This is a genomic window from Sulfitobacter sp. AS59, assembly GCF_038899995.1.
GTDB lineage: Bacteria > Pseudomonadota > Alphaproteobacteria > Rhodobacterales > Rhodobacteraceae > Sulfitobacter.
The window spans coordinates 573,311-596,404 of the sequence record NZ_JBBMQK010000002.1; the positions used below are offsets into that span (position 1 = coordinate 573,311).

Genomic DNA, 23,094 nt, shown 5'->3' on the forward strand with positions numbered 1-23,094 from the left:
CCCCGCGTATCACCTTGTTTAACATTAACGATCCTAGAAATGAACTTATGCGTTTGTCTGCCATTCTGATCATCGCGCTGACGTTTTCAGTCGCTGCAACGCTGTCGCTGGTTGCTGCAAATTTCTCGGTCACGCTGATCGAAGACAATTCTGAAATCGGTGTCCGCGACGTGTTGGATGAACAAGGTATGACATGGGCAGAGGTCGAGGCAGACGGGCTTCAGGTAACGCTTTCGGGGACTGCACCAAACGAGGTGGTTCGCTTTAACGCGCTAAGCGCTGCCGGAACGGTGGTTGATGCGGCCCGTGTGATTGATCTGATGTCGGTTGAATCGCAGGCTGCAATCGCGGCACCGCGGTTTTCGGCTGAAATTCTGCGCAATGATTCCGGCGTGTCCATCAGCGGGTTGATCCCGACCACCACAGACCGCGACGCCGCCATTGAACGCTTTAATGCGATGGCTGGTAAGGATCATGTCGCCGATTTTCTTGAATCTGCGAATTACCCGTCGCCGCACGGTTGGGAAGACGCGTTTGGATTTGCCATTTCAGCCATGGCTAAACTGCCCCGCGCCAAAGTATCCGTCTCCGCAGGCCGAGTGATCATCACGGCCATCTCTGACAGCGCTGAGGCCAAGGCACGGCTTGAGACCCAGTTGCGCCGCGCGACCCCGCCCGGCCTGAACGTGACGCTGAACATCTCGGCCCCCCGCCCGGTCATCACGCCCTTTACCCTGCGTTTTCAGATCAGCGAAGAAGAGACGGACTTTGACGCCTGTAGCGCCGATACCGAAGCTGCCCGCGATCAAATCCTGAAGGCGGCGGTAAACGCAGGGGCACCCGAAGGGCAACGCTGCACCGTGGGCATGGGCGTGCCAACGCCCCGTTGGGCCGATGCTGTTGAAACCGCAATTGCTGCGCTTGCCGAAATTGGTGGCGGGTCGGTCAGCTTTGTTGATGCCGACATTCACCTGATCGCAGAAGAAGGGGCCGATCAGGCGCTGTTCGACCGCGTGATCGGAGAGCTGGAAACCTCGCTCCCCGATGTTTTCGCCCTGACGGCCAAGCTGCCCGTCGCAGCCGACCCCAATGCTGGCCCCCCGGAATTTGTCGCGACCTTGTCGCCCACAGGCGACGTGCAACTGCGCGGCCGCCTCAGCAACGAGGCGCTGCGCAATTTGGCCGACAGCTATGCCAAGGCCAACTTCGGCTCGGACAAGGTATATACCGCCGCCCGCGTCGTCGAAGGGCTGCCCAGTGATTGGCCCACGCGGGTGTTGTCCGGGCTTGATGCCCTGGCGAAACTGGCGAACGGTACTGTGATCGTCAGCCCTGACACCATCAGCGTAACGGGCAACACGGGCAACCCCGATGCCGGATCGCAAATCGCGACCTTGCTGGCCGGAAAGCTGGGCGAAAGCCAAGATTACGATGTGGCGGTTGTCTATCAGGAACGGCTCGACCCCGTGCTAAGCCTGCCAACCCCCGAAGAATGCGAAGCCCAAATTGCTGCCGTGATTGCCAAGGGCAAGATCACCTTTGAACCGGGCAGTGCGACCATCGATGCATCCGCCTTGGGAACAATGGACCAGATCGCCGAGATCCTGAAAGAATGCGGCGGTATCGCGCTAGAGGTCCAAGGCTATACAGACAGTCAGGGCCGCGAGGAAATGAACCTTGCCCTCAGCCAGTCGCGCGCCCAGTCGGTTCTGAACGAACTGCGCGCCCGCCGCGTGCTCACAGCATCCTTTGTCGCAAAGGGCTTTGGCGAAGAGAACCCGATTGCCCCTAACAACACCGAAGAGGGCCGCGAAGCCAACCGTCGGATCGAGTTCCGCCTGATCCGCCCCGAAACAGGCGAAACAGCGCTGGAAAACGCCGAAGATACAGGCGATACAAATCCCGACGCATCAACGACCACGCAGGAAGGCAAGTAGCATGAGCAGAACCGAGTTTATTATCGCCACTGCGATTGTCCTATTTGTTGCCTTTAGCTTGGGCTGGTTTGCCAATTGGCTGCTGCACAGGTTTACACGCGTCGCGGCGGGTGATGTGGCCGAACTTGACCGGATGAGCCAGGAACTGCACGAAGCCGAAGAAACCCGTGATCAGGCAATCACCTATCTTCAACAACGCGAGGCAGAGCTGACCAACCAGCTCAGCCAGACCGAGGCGGAATTGCGTGCGGCGATGGATGGTTTACGCGATGCGCGCCAAGAGGCCGAAGAAATGCGCGCCTTTATTGAACGCGAACGGGCCAGCTGATCACCAGCGGGCCAACGCGTCCTCGTCCTCGTCTTTCGACGCCACCCATTCCGAACCACTTTTGGTGATTTCACGTTTCCAGAATGGCGCACGGGATTTCAGGTAATCCATCAAGAACTCGGCCGCCTCGAACGCATCTTTGCGATGCCGCGCAGCTGTTGCGACCATCATGATCATCTCACCGGGCACCAACGTCCCATACCGGTGAATGACCAAAGCATCGCCCAGCGAAAACCGCTCTATCGCTTGCTCGGCCATGCCACGCAGCGCAGATTCGGTCATGCCGGGGTAATGTTCGATCTCCATCGCTTGCAACGGGTCGTCGGGCAGGTCGCGCACAATGCCGGTAAAGGTGACGATAGCCCCCATGTCTGTGTGCCCCCGCGCGAACTCAGCCGACACAGCACCCAGATCAAAGGCCCCCTGCTGAACTGAAATATGCATGTCAGCCCCCGGTCATGGGTGGAAAAAATGCAACCTCGCGCACACCGGCCAAGGGCGCATCAAAATCAGACAGCTCTTGATCCACAGCGACCCGCAGGCTGCTCAGGTCCGAAAACGCCAGCGCATAACGTTCTTCCCGCGCCCGCAGCTCCGCCACTAAATCCATCACTGTCGCGGCATCTGTATCGACCTGTTCACGGGGCACACCGATACGTTCACGCACCCATGCGAAATACAGAACATCCATTACTTCGGCTCCGTCAAATGCGGCAGTGCCTTGCGCAGATAATCGATCCCGGTGATCGCAGTCAGCGCGGCGGCGATCCACAACAGTACCAATCCGACCCGACCTGCCCATATCTCTAGGTCCATGTCATGACCGATCAGCTCATACTCAAGGCCAACGCCCGTTGTCTCGCCCGAGATGATATCCACCCCGATGTCAGAAATGCCAAAGTAATGCTCAAAGACGCCTTGGCTGAACAACACCGCAATCGCGACCATCTGCGCGGTGGTCTTCCACTTGGCAAGCTTGGTCACCTTCAGCGTGCCTGAAACGTCACCCAGAAATTCACGCAGGCCTGACACAAATACTTCGCGGAACAAAACCACGGTCGCAGGCAGCACTAACCAAGGCGACCAACTGGAAAACGCGACAATCACCATCAAGGCAATGACCACCATCGCCTTGTCGGCAATCGGGTCCAACATCGCACCCAGCTTTGTCTCTTGCTTCCAAGCCCGCGCCAGATAGCCGTCAAACCAGTCCGTCACCGCCGCAGCGATGAACAAAAGCATTGCAAACCCGTCCGCATAGGGCCGTGACAGAAACAAAAACAGCACGGCAATACCGGGTGCAGCGATCAGACGTAATAACGTCAGCGTATTTGGAATATTCCACTTCATATCCGCACCCTACAGCGCGAACCAGCGGGGGGGAAGCACCAACATATCTTCTTCATTTTGCCAAATAAACTCCCCGCGGAGCGTCCCACCGCAGATACAGCAACCAACCTGCAATCTGGTCAACCACCCTCATGAAAAAATGCATATATGCGCTCGGCCAAGGCACGAGAGACCCCGTCGACCGCCAGCAAATCGTTTAGATTTGCGCGACCCACCGCCTTGGCCGATCCGAAATGCGCGAGCAAAGCACGCTTGCGCGCCGCGCCAACGCCCGGCACATCGTCCAACGGTGTTGCCCCCACGGCCTTGGCCCGTTTGGCCCGATGTGTCCCGATTGCAAAGCGGTGCGCCTCGTCCCGCAAACGCTGAATGAAATAGAGCACCGGATCATTGTGGCGCAGCGCCATGGGGCGTTTACCGACGCGGTAGAATTCTTCCTTGCCCGCATCGCGATCCACGCCCTTGGCGACCCCCACCATCGGGATATCCTCCACCCCGTATTCGCGCATGATCGACGCAACCGCGCTGACCTGCCCTGCCCCGCCGTCAATCAGCAACAGTTCCGGCCACATGCCCAGACTACGATCGGGGTCTTCTTTCAGCAGCCGTTTAAACCGCCGTGTCAGAACCTCTTTCATCATGCCAAAGTCATCGCCGGGGGTCAGGTCCTCGCCGCGAATGTTGAACTTGCGGTACTGGTTTTTCATCATCCCGTCAGGCCCAGCGACAATCATGCCCCCCACGGCATTGGTCCCTTGGATATGCGAGTTGTCGTACACCTCGATACGCTGCGGCGGGCCGTCCAGATCAAACGCCTCGGCCAGCCCCTTCAGCAGGTTCGCCTGCGTCGCGGTTTCGGCCATCTTGCGCGCAAGGGATTCGCGCGCATTGCGCAGCGCACCATCGACCAGTTCGGCCTTTTCGCCGCGCTTGGGCACGAGGAGCTCAACCTTGCGGCCCAGTTTTCCCGACAACGCATCTGCCATCAGATCCATGTTCTCGACCTCGTTTGACAGGATCAACTGCCGGGGTGGTTCGCGGGTGTCATAGAACTGGCCAATAAAGGCCTCCAGCACCTCGGCGGCGTCCACATCGGGGCCGACGCGCGGATAATAGTCACGGTTGCCCCAGTTCTGATTGGCCCGGATAAAGAACACCTGAACACAGGCCTGCCCCTGCGCCATATGCAAGGCGATGATGTCGGCCTCGGATACCCCTTGCGGATTGATCCCTTGGGCGGTCTGCACCTGTGTCAGCGCCTTGATCCGATCGCGCAAGGCCGCCGCCCGCTCAAACTCCATCTCCTCGGATGCCTTAGCCATTTCTGCGGCAAGCCGGCCTTGGATGTCTGTCGATTTCCCATTCAAAAACTTCTGCGCGTCCTGAACGGTTTTTTGGTATTCCTCGGGGCTGATCTTGCCCACGCACGGGGCCGAGCACCGCTTGATCTGATGTTGCAAACACGGGCGCGTTCGGCTTTCGAACATCGCATTGGAACAATCGCGCAGCAAAAACACCCGCTGCAACTGGTTCAATGTGCGGTTCACCGCCCCCGCGCTGGCGAAGGGGCCGTAATAGCTGCCCTTTTCTTTCTTCGCGCCGCGATGCTTTTTAATCTGCGGATAGTCTTGATCGTCCGTGACCAAGATATTGGGAAAGCTTTTGTCGTCGCGCAGCAGAACGTTGAACTTGGGCTTGAGTTGCTTGATCAGATTTTGTTCCAGCAGCAACGCTTCGGTCTCGGTTTTGGTGGTCAGAAACATCATTGACGCGGTGTTCGAGATCATCCGCGTGATGCGCCCCGAATGCCCTGACGGGCGCGCATAATTACTGACCCGTGCCCGCAGGTTGCGCGCCTTGCCCACGTATAAAACCCGACTTTCCGAATCCAGCATGCGATACACCCCCGGAGACCCGTCAATGGTCTTCAGGTAGCTTTGGATGACCTCATAGCCGGTCTTTGGTGTTTCAGATTTATCCGTCATCGATTCGCTAAACTCTAGGTCCTGTGCTGCAATGGTTGGCGATCAGGGACAAGACGAAACATACCCCCGACTCCTGTGGATAACCTTGCAGATAACTTTCTGCGAAGCCGTGTTTTTCCTTGTTTTCAGCAGACTTCCACCGAACGCCTATTTTTTAGGCACACCCTCAAATGCCTGTAATTGCGCCACATTTCTGCCGTCACTTCCCAAACTACTGAAAACACGACATTATTTGTTACAGATTTGTAAACGCATGTGACAAAGTGCAAAACTTTCACGGTTTGGTCTACTCAAACCCATGTACATCCTGCGTCTTCCACGCCAAGTGCTCTCCGCCGTCCGCGCATAACAGCTGCCCTGTTACCGATGGTGCGTCCAGAAAATAGCCTAGTGCAGCCGTAATATCCTCGGGGTTCGCGCCGCGTGCCAAAAGGACCCGCGTCCGCTGTTTTGCAAAAGTCTCAGCGGTTTGGTGGGCACCTTGCAGCGTCGGGCCCGGGCCGATGGCGTTCACCCGGATGGCCGGGGCCAAGGCTTGTGCCGTGGTCTGTGTCATGGCCCACAACCCCATTTTGGCGATGGTATAGGTCATGAATTCCGGGTTCAGCTTGCGCACCTTTTGGTCCAGCATATTCACGATCAACCCGCGCGCTTTCGGCTCGCCATTCTCGTCGGTCAGCGGGGTAAGCCCCTGCTTGGCCATCGCTTGTGTCAGAATGAACGGCGCTCGCAGGTTGCTGCCGATGTGGCGGTCCCAACTCTCAGCCGTTGCGGTCGTGACGTTGTCGTATTCGAAGATTGATGCGTTATTGACCAAACATGTAATCGGTGCACCCAAAGCCGCTACAGCGCGGGAAAACAGGCTCTGGGTTTCATCCTCGTTCAGCAGGTCCGCTTGAACAGCAACGCCGCGCTGGCCCATCGCCTCTAGCGCTGCAACGACTTCATCCGCGCCTTCGGAGGATGTATTGTAATGCACAGCGACATCATAGCCGCGCGTGCCGAGATACAGCGCCATAGCACGGCCCAGCCGCGCACCGGCACCCGTTACCAATGCAGTCTTCATCATGCGGCCTCTCTCAGATCAGAATAGCGCCCAAGTACAGCACATATAGTCCGCAAAGCACGATACCCCAAACCCGTGTGATATCTTTTCGCAAATAGACAAAGGGGATCAGCAGCAAAGACGCGCCCAGCATCACCCAGAAATCAAAGCGCATAAACTGCGGATCAACCTCAATCGGGCCAACCAAGCTGGCCACGCCAATGATGCCCAACAGGTTGAACATGTTCGATCCGATGACATTGCCCAGTGCCACATCCGCCTGACGGCGCAACGCGGCCATGACCGTGGTCGCAAGTTCCGGCAGGGACGTACCAATCGCAACAAGGGTCAGGCCAATGACCGTATCGCTGATGCCGTATGCCCGCGCGATCACGGATGCATTATCCACCAACAAGCCCGCGCCCAATGGCAAGCCGATCAAGCCCAGCACGAGGAACACAGCAATGCGCCAGCCCGGCATATCGGGGTCCGCGCCTTCGGGTTCTTCCATATCGACCGGACACGCGCCTTTGCTATCGCGACGGTGTTTGCGGGTGTCGCAAACCGCATCGAACAAGACATAGGCAAGACAGGCGAGCAAAACGGCACCCGCATAGAAATCATACACGCCGCGCAAGGCGAGCAAGATAAAGATAATCGATGCGCCGATCATCATATTATACGTCTTACGCGTATTGCATTCAGACGTGTGCATCGTGGCCAGCAACGCAGGCACACCAAGCACCAGCAGAATATTGGCGGTGTTCGACCCAACCACATTCCCAAGCGCGATGCCCGGTGCATCGTCCAATATCGCCTTGATCGAGATGAGCAGTTCCGGCGCAGAAGTCCCGAATGCGACAATCGTCAAACTAACGATCAACGCTGGAACGCCCAATCGCAGCGACAGGTTCACCGCCCCTTTAACCAAAGCGTCACCCGACAAAAGCAGGATTACCAGCCCCAGAATACTTAGCAGCCATGGCATGATCATCCGCTTTTACCCCCACAGCCACAGGGGTTTTTACCGATGCGGTAGCGACCGCAAGACTTACACTTTGATTGGCTGAATCTTTTGCCGCCGATCCAGTGCATTTTACCAAACCAGGCAAGTACACCCATAGCGACCAGAAACAGCAGGACGATCTTAAGAACCATACCTACAGGCCGAATTTCGCATAGGCGGCGCGTTCTTCGATGCCGTCAACGGCATCGCCGAGTATCTGCGCACCAAAGCGTGACAACAGACCTTTTTTGTTGCCGTAGCGTGCGAATTTCACCTTATCGCCAAAGCGTTCCTTGAGCATGGGCAGCATGTGGCCAATGCCGTCGATCAGCCCCAATTCGGTGGCACGTTTTGCCAGCCAGATTTCGCCGGTGAACAAATCCGTTTCCGTATCCAGCTTGTCGCCGCGCCGCTCTTGAACGTGATCAATGAAATTGGTGTGGATATCGCCAAGCAAAGCTTTCAGCCGCGCGACGTCTTCGGCCTTTTCAGGGCGGAACGGGTCAAGCATCGATTTCGATTGCCCCGCCGTATAGACGCGCCGTTCGATGCCGTGGCGATTGATCAGTTCGTTCACCCCGAAGGAGGACGAGATAACACCGATTGAGCCGACGATTGAGCTTGGGTCGCCATAAATCTCATCCGCCGCCGCTGCCAGCCAGTACCCGCCCGAAGCGGCCACATCTTCGACAAAGGCGATGACTGGAATGTTCTTTTCCGCCGCCAAACGTCTGATCCGCGCCCCGATCAACGACGACTGCACCGGGCTACCGCCGGGAGAGCTGATTTCGAGGGCGACCGCCGCTGGTTTACCGCGACGGAATGCTTTTTCAAGGACGGGTCCAATGCTTTCGTCGGTTAGGCCGCTACGGCCACGACCGCCGATCACGCCAGACAAACGGACGACCGCAACGATTGGATGCGACTTCAGGAAGGGAATGTATGTTCTCATACTCCTCCATGTAGAACGCGTATCGTTCCCAAACAAGAAGGACCTCACGATAGTTATTGCCTAATCCGCCACCCGGTGCGGAAAATCCACCAAATCACGGCAAGACACAGCGCGGTGAAACCCGCAATCGCAAAGAGGCTGGTGACAATCGGCACATCAGCGGCCCCGAAAAAGGACCAGCGGAAGCCCGAGATCAGATAAACAACCGGATTGAAGTGAGAGATTACCTGCCAAACGGGCGGCAACATCGAGATTGAATAGAATGACCCACCCAAAAACACGAGCGGCGTGATGATCAAGAGCGGCACCAATTGAAGCTGCTCAAAATTGCCCGCCCAAATCCCGATGATAAAACCGAACAGGGAAAAACTGATGCAGGTCAGTACCAAGAACAGGACCATCCAAACAGGGTGCTGGATGGTGATATCGACAAAGAAGAACGCCGTACCCAGAATGATCACCCCGATGAACAGCGCCTTGGTCGCAGCAGCCCCAACATAGCCCAGCACGATCTCGATAAAGTTGATCGGTGCCGACAGCAGCTCAAACACAGTGCCGATAAATTTGGGGAAATAGATGCCAAAGGACGCGTTCGAAATCGACTGAGTGATGACGCTTAGCATGATCAGGCCCGGCACGATGAACGCCCCATAGCTGATGCCTTCGACCTCTTGGATGCGGCTGCCAATGGCGGCCCCGAAGACGACAAAATACAGCGATGTCGACAAAACCGGCGATACAAAGCTTTGCGTGATCGTCCGGAAAAAGCGGGTCATCTCGAATTTATAGATGGATGAAACAGCGATCCAGTTCATGCTGCATCCTCCTTTACCAGATCCACAAAGATGTCTTCCAGACTGCTTTGGGACGTTTCAATATCGGTCAGCACAAGGCCAGCCGCCGCTACATCGGATAGCAATTTGGTGATGCCCGTGCGTTCAGCGCGCGTGTCATATGTATAGATCAGGCTTTCGCCGTTCGGTGACAACACCAACGCGTCAGAGGTCAGGCTGGCGGGCAGTTTATCAATCGGTTTGGACAGCTGCACGGTCAGTTGCTTTTTGCCCATGCGCGCCATCAGCTTGTCTTTATCCTCGACCAGCAGCAATTCACCGTGGGCGATCACGCCGATACGGTCTGCGATTGCTTCGGCTTCCTCGATATAGTGGGTCGTCAGAATGATCGTCACACCGTCGGCTTTCAGCTCGGCCACGATCTCCCACATGTCGCGGCGCAATTCGACGTCGACGCCAGCGGTGGGTTCGTCCAAGAACAATACGCGCGGATCGTGAGCAAGTGCCTTGGCGATCAACACGCGGCGCTTCATGCCGCCTGACAATGCCCGGATCTGCGTGTCTTTCTTATCCCACAGCGACAACTGCTTGAGGATCTTTTCCAACGCCGCGTCATTTTTGGGCCTGCCAAACAAGCCGCGTGAAAACCGTACGGTGCTCATCACCGTCTCGAACGGCTCTAGGTTGATTTCCTGGGGGACCAAACCGATCATCGTACGGGCCGCGCGGTAATCGGAAACCGTGTCGTGACCGCCCACTTTGACCGTCCCGCCGGTTGCTGTGGTAATCCCGCAAACCGTTGAAATAAGTGTTGTTTTTCCTGCCCCATTCGGGCCAAGAAGGGCCAGAATTTCGCCCTTCTTGATGTTTAGCGTGACCCCTTTAAGGGCCTCGAACCCGTCATCATAGGCTTTGCGCAAGTTATGAATTTCGACAATATCTGGCATCACAGCCTCCGGATAATTTTTCCGAAAGCTAAACTGATTAGGGCCAAGATAACAGGGGGTTAGTTCAGGACTTTTCGCGCCCGAACCACCCCTTCTTTTTTGGTGCCTCGGCGGCGACCTCATCCGCGTCCGCCGCCTCCGCACCAGCTGGCCCTTCAAGGGTTTCTTGCAGGTTGTTGAAAAACTGATCGGCCATTTTCTTGGCAAAGCCGTCAATGATCCGGCTGCCAAGTTGCGCCAGCTTGCCGCCTACCTTGGCCTCAACATCATAGGTCAATTCAGTGCCGCCATCCTTGGCCGACAGCCGGACATCCGCGCCACCCTTGGCAAAGCCTGCTGCGCCGCCCTTGCCCTCGCCGCTGATTTTCAGCGATTGCCCCGGCACCAGATCGGACATTTCGACTTGGCCCTTAAAGGTCGCTTTGACCGGCCCGACCTTTTGCACCACGGTCGCCTCAAAGCCTTCTTCCGGCGATCCGGTGACTTCGGTCGCGCCCGGCACGCATTTGATCAGCATGTCGGGGTCCAGCAATGCGGCGTAAACCTCTTCGGGGGTGGCGGCGATCTGGCGCGTGTCTGACATTTGCATCGGTGTATCCTCCTGAGGCGATATTTCCACCAGCCTAGCGCAGTTACAATGCGCGCGCCAAGACGGAAACACGCTGGACAGGATGCATATAGCTGATAGGTCTTCGATATGAATGCAAATGCACACAGCCAGTCCAGCGCAGCCATCGCTTTTATCTTTGCCGGGGTGTTCGCAATTTCGATCAACGACATGCTGATCAAGCAATTGTCGGGCGGCTATCCTTTGCATGAAATCGTCTTTGCACGCGCCTTTATCGGTATCCTGTTCGGCCTTGCCCTTGTTCAGCTAGAGGGCGGATGGCGCATCTTGAAAACGTCGCAGTGGCACTGGCACTTGCTACGCGGATTGCTCGTGGTGATCGCCAATATGACGTTCTTTTTGGCTTTGGCCGCCCTGCCCTTGGCCGATGCGACCGCGCTGTTTTTTGTGGCACCGCTGTTTATCACATTGCTGTCGATCCCGATCTTGGGCGAGAAAGTCGGCATCATGCGGTTGGGTGCCGTGGCAGTTGGCTTTTTGGGGGTCATAATTATGCAGCGTCCGTGGGCGGATGCAGAAAGCTTGCAGGCCTCGCGGCTGGTGCTTTTGCTCCCCGTGGTGGCGGCGCTGACCTATGCCTTGAACCAACTGATGACCCGCAAGCTTGGCGTGCACAGCAAGGCGTCGGCGCTGGCGATCTATATTCAAGGCACGTTTCTGGTCGTCTCGATCGGGTTTTTCCTATTCGCGGGCGATGGCCGCTTTGCCACCGATGGCAGCGCCCCGTCAATGCAGTTCTTGCTGCGAGCATGGGTCTGGCCAGCGCAGGGCGACATCTGGGTGTTCTTGGGTCTGGGCCTGAACGCCGCCGTAATCGGCTATTGCCTCAGCCAAGCCTATCGCATTGCCGACGCTGCAACCGTGGCACCCTTTGAATATATCGGCCTGCCGCTGGCGGTGTTCTGGGGGCTGGTGATCTTTGGCGACTTGCCCGTGTGGGAAGTCTGGGTTGGCATCGCGCTGATCTTGGGGTCGGGATTGTTCGTGTTTCTGCGCGAACGTCAAAAAGCCCGCGCATCCTTGCGCAGGCAGCCCTTGCGCGGACTTTAGTCTGACACGCGCACGATGACCTTGCCGGTTGCCTTGCGAGTGCGCAGCAGGTCCAGCGCTTCGTTCGCCTGTTCCAACGGCAACACATGGCTGACATGGGGTTTCAACTTGCCCGCAACATACCAATCGATCAGCGTTCTAAAGCTGTCAGTCAGCACCTTGGGTTTGAATTTCTTATAACCGCCCCAGAACAGGCCAAGAATATTCAGGTTCTTAACCATGACAATATTCGCAGGGATCTGCGGCACCTCGCCCGAGGCAAAGCCAAGCGGCAATAATCGTGCCTCGGGGTTGCACGCACGCATGGCGGCCTTGAACTGATCACCGCCAATCGGGTCATAGACCACGTCGGCACCGCCCAGCGATTTGACGAGTTCGCGGATGTCATCAACCTCGGAATCAATCAGATGGTCCGCGCCCGCCGCGCGGCAGATATCAAGCTTGGCCTGACCACGTGCACAGGCGATCACCTCGGCCCCCATCAGCTTGCCCAGCTCAACCGCCGTCAGGCCCACGCCGCCCGATGCGCCCAACACCAACAGCCGTTCACCGGGCTGCAACCGCGCCTTATACTCCAACGCCACATGGCTGGTCCCATACGCAATCAGAAACGCGGCCGCGTCGACCGCGTTCATCTCATCTGGGATCGGCACGCAGATGTCGGCAGAAACCACCGCATATTCCGCTAACCCGTGAAAACCGCTGTAGGCCGCGATGCGCTGGCCCACTGCGAGGCCCTGCACCCCCTCGCCCACTGCGGTCACGGTGCCGGCCAACTCCATGCCCAAGGTAAACGGCAAGGCGGGTTTTTCCTGATAGGTCCCCTTGATCAGCAGCAGATCGCCAAAATTCAAACCGCAGGTTTCAACCTTAACCAAGACTTCACCGGGGCCCGGCGTCGGCACCTTGAGGTCTTGCAGGCGAAGCGGCTGATCATAGGCGGTGACTTGCATGGCGCGCATGGGAAATTCCTTGGGGTTGGTCCGTCGATAAATCTGGACGCAAAAGGGCCAGAGGATCGGCAGTTTTGCAACCCCGTCCGCTGGCCCAATGGCATTCAACCCGATTACCTTGCGTTACGGAACAATCGCCAACCGGATCGCATAGGCGACAATACCAAGGGCCAGCACGCTTAGCACCCAGATCAGCACGAACCAGCCGGTTCTGGACAGCCACTTGCCACCCATCAGTGATACCCTTCGGCAGGGTCAATTTTACCCCGGAACACCCAATAGGTGTAGGCGGTGTAGGACAGGATCATCGGCAGCAAGACCAACGTGCCGACCAGCGCGAATTTCAGGCTGCTGTCAGGTGCCGCCGCTTCGGCAATGGTCAGGGATGGCGGGACTATATGCGGGTAAAAGCTGATCCCGATGCCCGCAAACCCAAGCACAAACAAGGCCAAGGCGCAGAGGAACGGCGTCACATCCCAGTGCCGCCGCAGACCTTGGAACAGTCCGAAAACGGCAACAGCGACCAGCGCAGGCACCAAGAACGTAAAGATGGCCGTGGGGAAGGCGAACCAGCGGGTGTAGTATTCGCCATCCAGAAACGGGGTCCAAATGCTGAAAACGCCCATGAAGGCCACGGTCGCAATGGCAAAAGGCCACGCCAACCGCCGCATATGGGCCTGAATGCGTCCCTCAAGCTTCATGTTCAGCCAAGTCGCGCCCAGCATGGCATAGCCCATCGTCACCGCGACGCCGGTCAGGATGGAAAACGGCGTCAGCCAATCCCACCAACCGCCCGCATAGGCGCGGTTTTCGATCTCGATCCCTTGCACCAGCGCGCCCAAGGCGATGCCCTGACAGAACGCCGCAACAAAAGACCCGCCAAAAAATGAGATATCCCAAAGCCCTTTCCAACGCGTCGTCCGCCAGCGGTATTCAAAGGCCACGCCGCGAAACACCAACCCCAGAAGCATCAGGATGATCGGCATATATAGCGCGGGCATGATCGTGGCATAGGCCAGCGGGAAGACGGCGAACAACCCGCCGCCCCCCAGCACCAGCCAGGTTTCATTCCCGTCCCAGATCGGCGCGACCGAATTCATCATCAGGTTACGCTCTTCCTCATCTTTGGACAGCGGGAACAGCAGGCCGACGCCCAGATCGAACCCGTCTAGGATCACATAGATCAAAACCGACAGCGCGATGAGGCCCGCCCAGATGAAAGAAAGCTCAAGTCCAAACATGGTATCTCTCCTATTCCGCGGGGCGTTGGTTTTTGTGGCCTTTATGCGCGACTTGCGTCGTGCCTGCCGTCCGAATTGGGCCATCCGTAATCTCGCCCACGGCACCGACCTTGGGCCGTTTCCCCATCAAACGCAGGATGTAATAGACCCCCGCGCCAAAGACGAAAAAATACACGATGATAAAGGCAGTAAGCGATGCAGCAACGGCTGGTGCGCTGACAGGTGCAAGGCTGTCAGAGGTACGCAAAAGCCCGTAGATCGTGAACGGCTGCCTGCCGACTTCGGTGGTGATCCAGCCAGCCAGCACCGCAACAAACCCCATCGGCCCCATCACGATGGCCGCGCGGTGCAGCATCGGGCTGCTGTGTAATTTCCCACGCCACCGCATGATTGCGCCCCACAAGCCAAGCCCCAGCATCGCAAAGCCCAAACCGACCATTACCCTGAACGAAAAGAACACGATTGCAACCGGCGGCTCGTCTTCGTCGGGGATGGTATCAAGGCCAGCCAGCGGCGCGTTCAGATCGTGTTTAAGGATCAGCGACGACAGCTTGGGCACCTCAATGGCATAGTCCACGCGCTTTTCCGCTTGGTTCGGGATGCCGAACAGGATCAGCGGCGCACCATCGGGGTGGCTGTCGAAATGGCCTTCCATCGCCATGACTTTTGCAGGCTGATGTTCCAGCGTGTTGATGCCCTGGAAGTCCCCTGCCGCGATTTGCAGGGGCGTTACAAACAGCAGCATCCACATCGCCATCGAAAACATGCGTTGCGATGCGGGCCCTTTGTTGTCTTTCAACAGATGCCATGCGCCGACCGCGCCAACAACCAGCGCCGTTGTCAGATAGGCCGCCAGAACCATATGGACCAAGCGATAAGGGAAGGACGGGTTGAAGACGATCTTCCACCAATCAAGCGGGATATATTGCCCGACCTCGTTGAGGCCGTAACCCGCTGGCGTCTGCATCCAACTGTTCACCGACAAAATCCAAGTGGCCGATAGCAAGGTACCAAAGGCGACCATCGCGGTGGCAAACATGTGCAGTCCCGCGCCGACGCGTTTCAGACCGAACAGCATGATGCCCAGAAATCCGGCCTCAAGAAAGAATGCCGAAAGGACCTCATAGGCCATCAACGGCCCGATGACCGGCCCGGCTTTGTCCGAAAACACCGACCAGTTGGTGCCGAATTGATAGGACATAACGATGCCCGACACGACGCCCATGCCGAATGCCACGGCGAATATTTTTTTCCAGTAGTCGAACAGAACCTGATATGTGTCGTCCTTGGTCCACAACCACAGCGCATTCAGGACGGCCAGAAAGCTGGCCAACCCGATCGAGAATGCCGGGAAAATGATGTGGAATGAAACGGTAAAGGCGAACTGGACCCGCGCCAACACCTCGGCAGAAAACCCATCTAACATATCAGACCTTTCGTCATTGAGTGCAAAGGCATCGCTTCGCATTGCTCAACTTAGATCTAATCTAAACCTTGGCCAGTGTCACAATATCAAATTGCCGCAGGTGAATATGTTGGAAATTCAATCCTGACCTTTAGGCCCGGCCCATTATCCAACAATGCCAAATCACCGCCGTGCAGCTTCACGACGCCCTCAACCAAGCTTAGCCCCAGACCATTGCCCGGGGTGTGCCTGCTACGGTCCAGACGATAAAGCCGGCGCACCACATTTTCACGCTCGGACGCCGGAATGCCTGGCCCGTTATCGGCGACCTCAAGAACCGCGCGACCTGCGTTTTGCACAAGGTTTACGGTAATTTCACTGCCCTTGGGGGTGTGGCGCACGGCGTTTTCAACCAGATTTGCCAGCACCTGCCCCAACAGATTTTTATCGCCTGACACCTGAACCACCTGCGCTGGCACCTCGCAGATCAACGATTGATCATTGGCTGCAGCCGCTGGTTCATAAACCTCGGTCATGGTCTGGCACAGCTGGTTCAAATCGACGGGTTTGAAATGCGCCTTGGGTGATCCGGATTCGACCGACGCAATTTGCAGCAGCGATTGAAAGACTGATGCGATGCCAGCAACCTCGTCTTGGACCTGCCCCAGCAACGCACCTTCCTCTGACGCAGGCGGAATGGTGCGGGCCAGATCATCCAGATGCACGGCAACCCGTTGGATCGGCGTCTTCAGATCATGCGCGATGTCCGAGGATACCTGCCGCAACATCTGCGTCTGCGCCTCTTGCGCGCTGGCCATCTGGTTTAGCTTGCCACCGATGCGCACCAAATCATCCGCCCAACGCGGCCCCACTGTCACGCGCGCCGACAGATCGCCATTGGTCAGATCATCCAACATACCGCCAATGACCTCGACGTGGCGTTTGCTGCGCCGCGCCAGATATAGGCCCCCCGACAACGCAATCAGAACCGTTGGCAAGAGGCTGAGCAACAGGATGTTAAAGAACACGACGCGCAACGCTTCGACTTGGGCAAGGCTGCGCGCAACGGTCAGCTGCCCGCCATAAAGCCGTGTGGTCAGCGACAAATATTCCCCGTCATATTGCGCCTGCCCCTCGGCGAGGGAAACGATGTGATACCCTTCGTCATCACGCGCGATGGCCCCGTTGCCAAATATCTGCCCGTTCGGGGTGATATAGCTTAGGATCACGCGACTCGGGTCTGTCCCACGGGATTCAGCATCTACCAACAATGAAACCGCCCGCGAATTAGGGGCTGCGCGAAACCCTGCGATGTCTTGTTCAAGGTCAGCGCGGATCGCGGTTTCAAACGAATTTTGGGTCACGGCATAGCTGGCCAAAAGGCTGATCAAGCTGACGGTTGAAAACAGCAACACCAACAGCAGCGCCAACCGAACCGGCATCGACCGCCAAAGCTGACTGATCCGGCCCCTCATCCAGCGATCCTATAGCCCGCGCCGCGCACGGTCTGGATCAACTCACGCTCAAACGGTTTGTCTACTTTCGCGCGCAGCCGGCTGATGTGGGTTTCGACCACATTGGTCATCGGATCAAAGCTGATGTCCCAAACCGCCTCAAGCAGCATGGTGCGCGTCTGCACCCGGCCCTTGCGGCGCAACAGATGTTCCAGCAGCGCAAATTCACGCGGCAGCAGATCAATCTCTTGCCCCGCCCGCGTGACCTTGCGGGTGATCAAATGCATCTCAAGGTCGCCCGCGCGCAGTACCGTTTCCTGCTCCAGCGCTTGGGGGCGGCGGGCCAATGCCGCGACCCGCGCCGACAATTCGCCAAACGCAAACGGCTTGACCAAATAATCATCCCCGCCCGCATTCAAACCACTGATCCGATCATCAACACTACCCATCGCCGTCAGGAACAACACAGGCGTGGTATTGCCCGCACCGCGCAGCGTTTTGACCAGCGTCAGCCCGTCGACCTCTGGCAGCATCCGGTCAATGATCAGCACGTCATAGCTGCCTGATGTGGCCTGAAACAGCCCCTCGCGGCCATCCGTCACCAGATCAACGGTATGCCCCTCTTCGCGCAAACCGCGCGCGATATAGGTGCCCGTGGTGGCATCGTCTTCTACTACAAGCAGTTTCATTTCATCCGTTCCGTCCAAGCCATGCCTTGGCGATACCTCAAAAAAGAGGCGTCCGGCAGCCCTGCAAAGCAATCTTACAGATTTGTATATGGCGCAAAAACGCCCTGTAACAACGGGCAGCCATTTGGGGACCATACCAATGATGTAAGGAAGCAAACATGACATCTTTAACGAAATCACCCCGCCGCGCATTGCCATTTGTTCTGGCTGCCGCTTTGGCGTCGACATCTTTGGTGGCAATCGCCCCCACCACCGCATTGGCGGTTCCGGCAGGCGGTTATGCCGATCTGGTCGAAACGATATCGCCTTCGGTCGTGTTTATCGAAGTTTCAGGGACAACCACGAAACCCCAGGCGCAGGTTGAATTGCCCCAAGGCATGCCCGAAGAATTGCGCAAGCGGTTTGAACAAATGATGCCCGGCCAAGGGGCCGAGGCGCAGCCGGTTCAGGGTCTTGGCTCAGGGTTTATTATCTCAACCGACGGTCAGATCGTGACCAACAACCACGTCGTCGAAGGCGCGGACAAGGTTACCGTCAAGCTGTCGGACGGGCGCAGCTTTGAGGCCAAAGTTGTCGGCAGCGATCCGTTGACCGACATTGCCCTGCTGAAAATCGAGGCCGATGTTGATCTGCCCGCCGTGAACTTTGGATCATCTGACAGCATGCGTGTGGGCGATGAGGTTGTGGCCATGGGCAACCCCTTTGGCCTTGGTGGCACAGTGACCACCGGTATCATCTCGGCCAAATCGCGCAACATCAACGCGGGCCCTTATGATGACTTCATCCAGACCGATGCAGCGATCAACCGTGGCAATTCGGGTGGGCCGCTGTTTAACAACGCTGGCGAAGTGATCGGCGTCAACACCGCGATCCTGTCCCCCGGTGGCGGGTCTGTTGGGATCGGGTTTTCCGTGCCCTCCGATCTGGTGCAAAACATCGTTGCCGATCTGGCTGATGACGGGTCGATCACACGCGGCTGGCTGGGCGTTCAAATCCGCCCGATGACCGACGAGATCGCGCAGGTCTTGGGTTATGACGCGCCCAAAGGGGCCGTGATCGAAGCCATTAGCGACGATAGTCCCGCGCAAAAGGCAGGGCTGAAAAAGGGCGATATCATCTTGTCGTTCAACGGGACCGAGATTGACGAACTGCGCGATCTGACCCGCGCCGTGGCGGACACGGACCCCGATCAAACGGCTGATGTGGTGGTTCTGCACCGGGGCAAGGAAGTGACCCGCGCCGTCAAGATCGGCACCTTGGCCGCACAAGACGCATAACAGAGCTGCCAGCGGGCTTGCCTCGTTCAAGCTGGCAGTCACACTCCAGCCTGTATGCCCCGATAGAAACCTATCGGGGCATTTTTTCAGTTTAGATTGTCGCCTCGAACAGCTTGCGCAGGTTATCGCTGGTCAAGGTAACCGGATTGCCGCCGCAAGACGGGTCTTCCAACGCCATGGCGACCAGATCATCCATACGATCAGCGGTCACGCCCATCTCGGACAGTTTGCGTGGGATGGCAAAGCTGTCATTGAAATCCTGCACAAAGGCGCGGAAACCGTCATAGCCGCCCTCGATGCCCAGATATCCTGCGGCACGGTCGAAGCGTTCGCGGATCATGCTTTCATTCAGGTCCAGCACCGCAGGCATACACACGGCGTTGGTGGTGCCGTGGTGGGTGTTGAACACCGCGCCAATCGGGTGGCTCATCGCGTGGATCGCACCCAGACCTTTTTGAAATGCTGTGGCCCCCATCGCGGCGGCTGACATCATCTGCGCGCGCGCCTCGATATCGGTGCCATCGGCATAGGCGCGAGGCAGATAATCGATGACCAGACGCATGCCTTCCAGCGCGATACCTTGGCTCATGGGATGGTAATGCGGGCTGCTAAACGCCTCGACACAGTGGGCAAAGGCATCAAGGCCGGTGCCTGCGGTGATATGTTTTGGCATCCCGACAGTCAGTTCGGGGTCACAGATCACAACCGTTGGCAGCACCTTGGGGTGAAAGATGATCTTTTTCACGTGGGTTTCAGAGTTGGTCAGCACCGACGCGCGACCGACCTCTGATCCCGTACCAGCCGTGGTCGGCACGGCGATGATCGGCGCGATGGCATCTGCGTCGGCGCGGGTCCACCAATCGCCGACATCCTCATAATCCCAAACAGGGCGCGTTTGGCCCGCCATAAACGCAACCATCTTACCCAGATCAAGGCCAGACCCACCGCCAAAGGCAACCACACCGTCATGGCCCCCGTCGCGGTAAACCTTCAGGCCCGCATCAAGGTTAATCTCGGTCGGGTTCGCGTCCACTTCGGAAAACATCGCACGGCCAAGGCCCGCGGCCTCAAGCAGGTCAAGCGTCTTGGTGGTGATGGCCATCGATGCCAGCCCCTTGTCCGTGACAAGCAGTGGTTTCTTGATCCCAGCGGCCGCGCAGGCCTCGCCGATCTCGGATATGCGGCCCGCACCAAAACGCATTGCAGTGGGGTAGGACCAGTTGTTTTTCAGCTCCATAGGATCAAGCCTTTTTAAGGTGGTAAGATTTGGGACGCGTCAGCGCCTGATAGCCAAGCACGGACAGGCCCGCGCCTTGGCCGGTGTCTTTGCAGCCCGTCCAGCACAACGCGGGATCGAGGTAATCACAACGGTTCATGAACACAGTGCCGGTTTCCAGTTGCGCACCGATAGCGTCAGCGGCATCCGCGTCTTTGGTAAAGATCGCAGCGGTCAGCCCGAACTGGCAGTCGTTCATCAGCGCAATCGCTTCGGCGTCATCCTTGACCGGCATGATGCCAGCCACGGGGCCAAAGCTTTCGTCGCGCATCACGCGCATGTTGTGGTTCACGTTCGTCAGGATTTGCGGCGTCAGATAGGCGGCCCCGTCATCCTGCGCAAAGGGTTCGATCAACGCGGTCGCGCCATCCGCCACAGCCTCGGCGATCTGCGCGCGGACTTCGGCGGCAAAGCGGACGTTGGCCATTGGGCCGATGGTGGTTTCCTGCTCCAACGGGTTGCCAAGTTTCAGGGCGTTTACCCATGCAACGGCTTTTTCTACGAATGCGTCATACAGGCTTTCATGCACGTAAATCCGCTCAATCCCGCAGCAACATTGGCCCGCGTTAAACATTGCGCCGTCCATCAACCCGTCCACCGCCGCATCCACATTCGCATCAGCGCGCACGTAACCGGGGTCTTTGCCGCCCAATTCAGTCGCCACGGGGGTGAATGTGCCTGCTGCGGCGACCTCCATCGCCTTGCCGCCACCAACGGAACCAGTGAAGTTCACGAAACCAAATTGGCGTTCAGCGATCAGGGCCGACGTGGTGTCGTGATCCAGAAACACGTTCTGGAATACATGTTCGGGAATACCCGCGGCGTGGAATGCCTCGGCCAGACGTTCGCCCACTTGCAAGGTTTGCGTGGCGTGCTTCAGCACAACAGTGTTGCCCGCGATCAACGCAGGGGCAACGGTGTTGATCGCCGTCATGTAAGGGTAGTTCCAAGGGGCCACGACCAACACCACGCCGCGCGCCTCGCGGGTGATCTTGCGGGTGGCTGTTTCGCTGTCCTCGATAATCATCGGGGCCAGCGCCTCTTCGGCGATGTCGGCCATATAGCTGGCACGTTCGTTGAAGCCGCCAAACTCACCGCCATAGCGGACGGGGCGGCCCATTTGATGGGCCAGTTCAACTGCCATGCGGTCTGTCGTTTTGCCAACCTCGGCGATGGCGGCGCGCACCAGATCAATGCGCTCAGTCAGCGGACGTGCCGCCCACAAAACTTGCGCCGATTTCGCCTGTGCGCAGACGTCGCGCGCAGCATCCAGCGACAGGACAGGGCGTTCCAGATAAACCGATCCGTCAATCGGTGAGATACATTTCAGGGTCTTTGTCATTGCTTATGCTCGCTCAAATCCGCGGTTAATTTCCCAGTCGGTTACGACCTTGTCGTATTCCTCCTGCTCCCATTCAGCTGCGCGGGTGTAATGGTCAACCACGTCGTCGCCAAGGGCCTCGCGCAGCATAGCAGAGTTGCGCAAAGTGTCGGTCGCAGCCCGCAAGGTACGCGGGATTTCCGTGACGCTTGCGTCTTCATAGACATCGCCCATTGTCGGTTCTTGCAGGGGCAGCTTTTCCTCGATCCCCTTGAGGCCCGCCGCCAGCAAAACAGCCTGCGCCAGATAGGGGTTCAGGTCCGACCCGCCGATGCGACATTCAACGCGAATACCCTTGGTGCCATCTCCACACAGCCGGAAACCGGCGGTGCGGTTATCGACAGACCAAACCGTTTTCGTGGGCGCAAAGGTGCCTTTGGCAAAGCGTTTGTAGCTGTTGATATAGGGGGCCAGAAAATAGGTGAAATCAGGCGCGTATTTGATCAAACCCGCCATGAAATGGCCCATCAGTTCGGACATGCCCAGCTTGGCGTCTTTGTCGAAAAATGCAGGCGTGCCGTCTTTCCACAGTGACATATGCACGTGGCTGGACGACCCGACCTTGTCCGGTGCCCATTTTGGCAGGAACGACGCCGAAAACCCCTGCTGAAAGGCGATTTCCTTGGTCGCCTGTTTCGCAATCGTATGATTATCCGCGCAATCAAGAGCCGCTGCATAGCGGATGTTCAGCTCTTGCTGGCCGGTTTCGGCCTCGCCCTTGGTGCATTCAATCGGCACGTCAGCGGCAACCAGATGATTGCGCAACGGCTGCAAGAATGCTTCCTCTTTGGAGGTTTGGAACAGGCAGTAATCCTCGTTATGGCCGTTCAGCGGCACGAGGTTTGCGTATTTCTCTTTCTGAAGGGTGCGGTAATCGCCCTCGAACAAAAAGAACTCAAGCTCGGTCGCCATCATCGCGTCAAAGCCCAAGGCATCCAGCCGCGCGATCTGCTTTTTCAGCATCGAACGCGGCGAATGAGGCACAGGTTCATGGGTGTGGTGATCCAGCACATCGCCCAGCACCAATACGGTTTTATCCAACCACGGCACCTGCCGCATCGTCGACAGATCGGGGCGCAAAACATAGTCACCATAGCCGGTTTGCCAACTGGTCGATGCGAACCCTTCGGGCGTGGACATCACCAGATCGGTGGCCAGCAGATAATTGCAGCAGTGGGTCTCGGCATGGGAATGCTCGATAAAATTTGTGACGTGGAAGCGCTTGCCCATCAGACGGCCCTGCATATCGACAAGGGCCACCAATACGGTATCAACCTCGCCGTTATCGGCCATTTCCCTGAGCGTATCGAATGTTAAATTGCCCATGTGCAGACGTTCCTTTTGCATGTGTGAGGGCGGCACAACCGCGCCGCCCCATTTATCATAAGTTTATCGC

At 57.6% G+C, this 23,094-nt stretch carries 23 protein-coding genes; 4 read left to right on the forward strand and 19 right to left on the reverse strand.

Going from position 1 to position 23,094, the window contains the following annotated elements; genetic code table 11:
• Positions 1-47 precede the first annotated feature (47 nt).
• Both WNY39_RS07120 and WNY39_RS07125 read left to right on the forward strand, forming a co-directional pair.
• Positions 48-1,937, forward strand: coding sequence for an OmpA family protein (locus WNY39_RS07120; protein ID WP_342844909.1), 1,890 nt, complete (start codon positions 48-50; stop codon positions 1,935-1,937).
• Position 1,938: 1 nt separating this feature from the next.
• The gene (locus WNY39_RS07125) at positions 1,939-2,265 is read left to right on the forward strand and encodes a hypothetical protein (RefSeq protein WP_341233885.1); all 327 of its coding nucleotides are present in this window, start codon (positions 1,939-1,941) and stop codon (positions 2,263-2,265) included.
• Here the strand turns inward: WNY39_RS07125 and WNY39_RS07130 are convergent, their stop codons facing one another.
• The 10 genes from WNY39_RS07130 to WNY39_RS07175 form a co-directional block, all read right to left on the reverse strand.
• Positions 2,266-2,709 carry a molybdenum cofactor biosynthesis protein MoaE gene (locus WNY39_RS07130; protein WP_342844910.1) on the reverse strand — a complete coding sequence of 148 codons (444 nt, stop codon included), beginning with the start codon at positions 2,707-2,709 and terminating at the stop codon, positions 2,266-2,268.
• 1 nt (position 2,710) lies between these two features.
• Positions 2,711-2,956 (reverse strand): molybdopterin converting factor subunit 1, encoded by a 246-nt coding sequence (gene moaD / locus WNY39_RS07135; protein WP_342844911.1) that lies wholly within the window; start codon positions 2,954-2,956, stop codon positions 2,711-2,713.
• Positions 2,956-3,615, reverse strand: coding sequence for a CDP-diacylglycerol--glycerol-3-phosphate 3-phosphatidyltransferase (gene pgsA, locus WNY39_RS07140; protein WP_342844912.1), 660 nt, complete (start codon positions 3,613-3,615; stop codon positions 2,956-2,958). Before pgsA ends, moaD begins: the two co-directional genes overlap by 1 nt.
• 119 nt (positions 3,616-3,734) lie before the next feature.
• Entirely contained in the window at positions 3,735-5,600 is a 1,866-nt protein-coding gene (gene uvrC, locus WNY39_RS07145) for an excinuclease ABC subunit UvrC (protein WP_341233881.1), read from the reverse strand.
• Positions 5,601-5,886: 286 nt separating this feature from the next.
• Positions 5,887-6,666, reverse strand: a complete 780-nt coding sequence (locus WNY39_RS07150; protein WP_342844961.1) for an SDR family oxidoreductase — start codon at positions 6,664-6,666, stop codon at positions 5,887-5,889.
• A gap of 13 nt (positions 6,667-6,679) precedes the next feature.
• Positions 6,680-7,633 carry a calcium/sodium antiporter gene (locus tag WNY39_RS07155; RefSeq protein WP_342844913.1) on the reverse strand — a complete coding sequence of 318 codons (954 nt, stop codon included), beginning with the start codon at positions 7,631-7,633 and terminating at the stop codon, positions 6,680-6,682.
• Positions 7,634-7,805: 172 nt separating this feature from the next.
• Positions 7,806-8,603, reverse strand: a complete 798-nt coding sequence (locus tag WNY39_RS07160) for a S49 family peptidase (protein ID WP_342844914.1) — start codon at positions 8,601-8,603, stop codon at positions 7,806-7,808.
• A 53-nt stretch (positions 8,604-8,656) separates the two neighbouring features.
• Positions 8,657-9,418: an ABC transporter permease gene (locus WNY39_RS07165; RefSeq protein WP_342844915.1), complete on the reverse strand. Its 762-nt coding sequence runs from the start codon at positions 9,416-9,418 to the stop codon at positions 8,657-8,659.
• Positions 9,415-10,344 carry an ABC transporter ATP-binding protein gene (locus WNY39_RS07170; protein WP_342844916.1) on the reverse strand — a complete coding sequence of 310 codons (930 nt, stop codon included), beginning with the start codon at positions 10,342-10,344 and terminating at the stop codon, positions 9,415-9,417. The genes WNY39_RS07165 and WNY39_RS07170 overlap by 4 nt, the downstream gene beginning before the upstream one ends.
• Before the next feature lie 64 nt (positions 10,345-10,408).
• Entirely contained in the window at positions 10,409-10,933 is a 525-nt protein-coding gene (locus WNY39_RS07175; protein WP_342844917.1) for a carbon monoxide dehydrogenase subunit G, read from the reverse strand.
• Between the two features lie 108 nt (positions 10,934-11,041).
• Here WNY39_RS07175 and WNY39_RS07180 point away from each other — a divergent pair, with 108 nt between their 5' ends.
• Positions 11,042-12,022 (forward strand): DMT family transporter, encoded by a 981-nt coding sequence (locus WNY39_RS07180; RefSeq protein ID WP_342844918.1) that lies wholly within the window; start codon positions 11,042-11,044, stop codon positions 12,020-12,022.
• On the opposite strand, the gene WNY39_RS07185 is transcribed toward WNY39_RS07180, so the two are convergent.
• From WNY39_RS07185 to WNY39_RS07210, 6 genes are all read right to left on the reverse strand, one after another.
• Positions 12,019-12,984, reverse strand: coding sequence for an NADPH:quinone oxidoreductase family protein (locus WNY39_RS07185; protein WP_342844919.1), 966 nt, complete (start codon positions 12,982-12,984; stop codon positions 12,019-12,021). The genes WNY39_RS07180 and WNY39_RS07185 overlap by 4 nt on opposite strands.
• Positions 12,985-13,098: 114 nt before the next feature.
• Positions 13,099-13,209, reverse strand: coding sequence for a DUF2474 family protein (locus tag WNY39_RS07190; protein WP_341233873.1), 111 nt, complete (start codon positions 13,207-13,209; stop codon positions 13,099-13,101).
• On the reverse strand, positions 13,209-14,216 hold the full coding sequence (gene cydB, locus WNY39_RS07195; protein WP_342844920.1) for a cytochrome d ubiquinol oxidase subunit II: 1,008 nt from the start codon (positions 14,214-14,216) through the stop codon (positions 13,209-13,211). Before cydB ends, WNY39_RS07190 begins: the two co-directional genes overlap by 1 nt.
• Positions 14,217-14,226: 10 nt before the next feature.
• Positions 14,227-15,642, reverse strand: a complete 1,416-nt coding sequence (locus WNY39_RS07200; RefSeq protein WP_342844921.1) for a cytochrome ubiquinol oxidase subunit I — start codon at positions 15,640-15,642, stop codon at positions 14,227-14,229.
• A gap of 86 nt (positions 15,643-15,728) precedes the next feature.
• Positions 15,729-17,096, reverse strand: a complete 1,368-nt coding sequence (locus WNY39_RS07205; protein ID WP_342844922.1) for a HAMP domain-containing sensor histidine kinase — start codon at positions 17,094-17,096, stop codon at positions 15,729-15,731.
• Positions 17,093-17,764 carry a response regulator transcription factor gene (locus WNY39_RS07210; RefSeq protein ID WP_342844923.1) on the reverse strand — a complete coding sequence of 224 codons (672 nt, stop codon included), beginning with the start codon at positions 17,762-17,764 and terminating at the stop codon, positions 17,093-17,095. Before WNY39_RS07210 ends, WNY39_RS07205 begins: the two co-directional genes overlap by 4 nt.
• Before the next feature lie 158 nt (positions 17,765-17,922).
• Between WNY39_RS07210 and WNY39_RS07215 the strand changes: the two genes are divergently transcribed.
• On the forward strand, positions 17,923-19,041 hold the full coding sequence (locus WNY39_RS07215) for a Do family serine endopeptidase (protein ID WP_342844924.1): 1,119 nt from the start codon (positions 17,923-17,925) through the stop codon (positions 19,039-19,041).
• A gap of 91 nt (positions 19,042-19,132) precedes the next feature.
• Here WNY39_RS07215 and WNY39_RS07220 read toward each other — a convergent pair whose 3' ends face one another.
• The 3 genes from WNY39_RS07220 to WNY39_RS07230 are packed head-to-tail and all read right to left on the reverse strand — an operon-like array spanning position 19,133 to position 23,024.
• Positions 19,133-20,278 carry an iron-containing alcohol dehydrogenase gene (locus WNY39_RS07220; RefSeq protein WP_342844925.1) on the reverse strand — a complete coding sequence of 382 codons (1,146 nt, stop codon included), beginning with the start codon at positions 20,276-20,278 and terminating at the stop codon, positions 19,133-19,135.
• A gap of 4 nt (positions 20,279-20,282) precedes the next feature.
• Positions 20,283-21,659, reverse strand: a complete 1,377-nt coding sequence (locus WNY39_RS07225) for an aldehyde dehydrogenase family protein (RefSeq protein WP_342844926.1) — start codon at positions 21,657-21,659, stop codon at positions 20,283-20,285.
• A gap of 3 nt (positions 21,660-21,662) precedes the next feature.
• Positions 21,663-23,024 (reverse strand): glutamine synthetase family protein, encoded by a 1,362-nt coding sequence (locus tag WNY39_RS07230; protein WP_342844927.1) that lies wholly within the window; start codon positions 23,022-23,024, stop codon positions 21,663-21,665.
• Between the last annotated feature and the right edge of the window lie 70 nt (positions 23,025-23,094).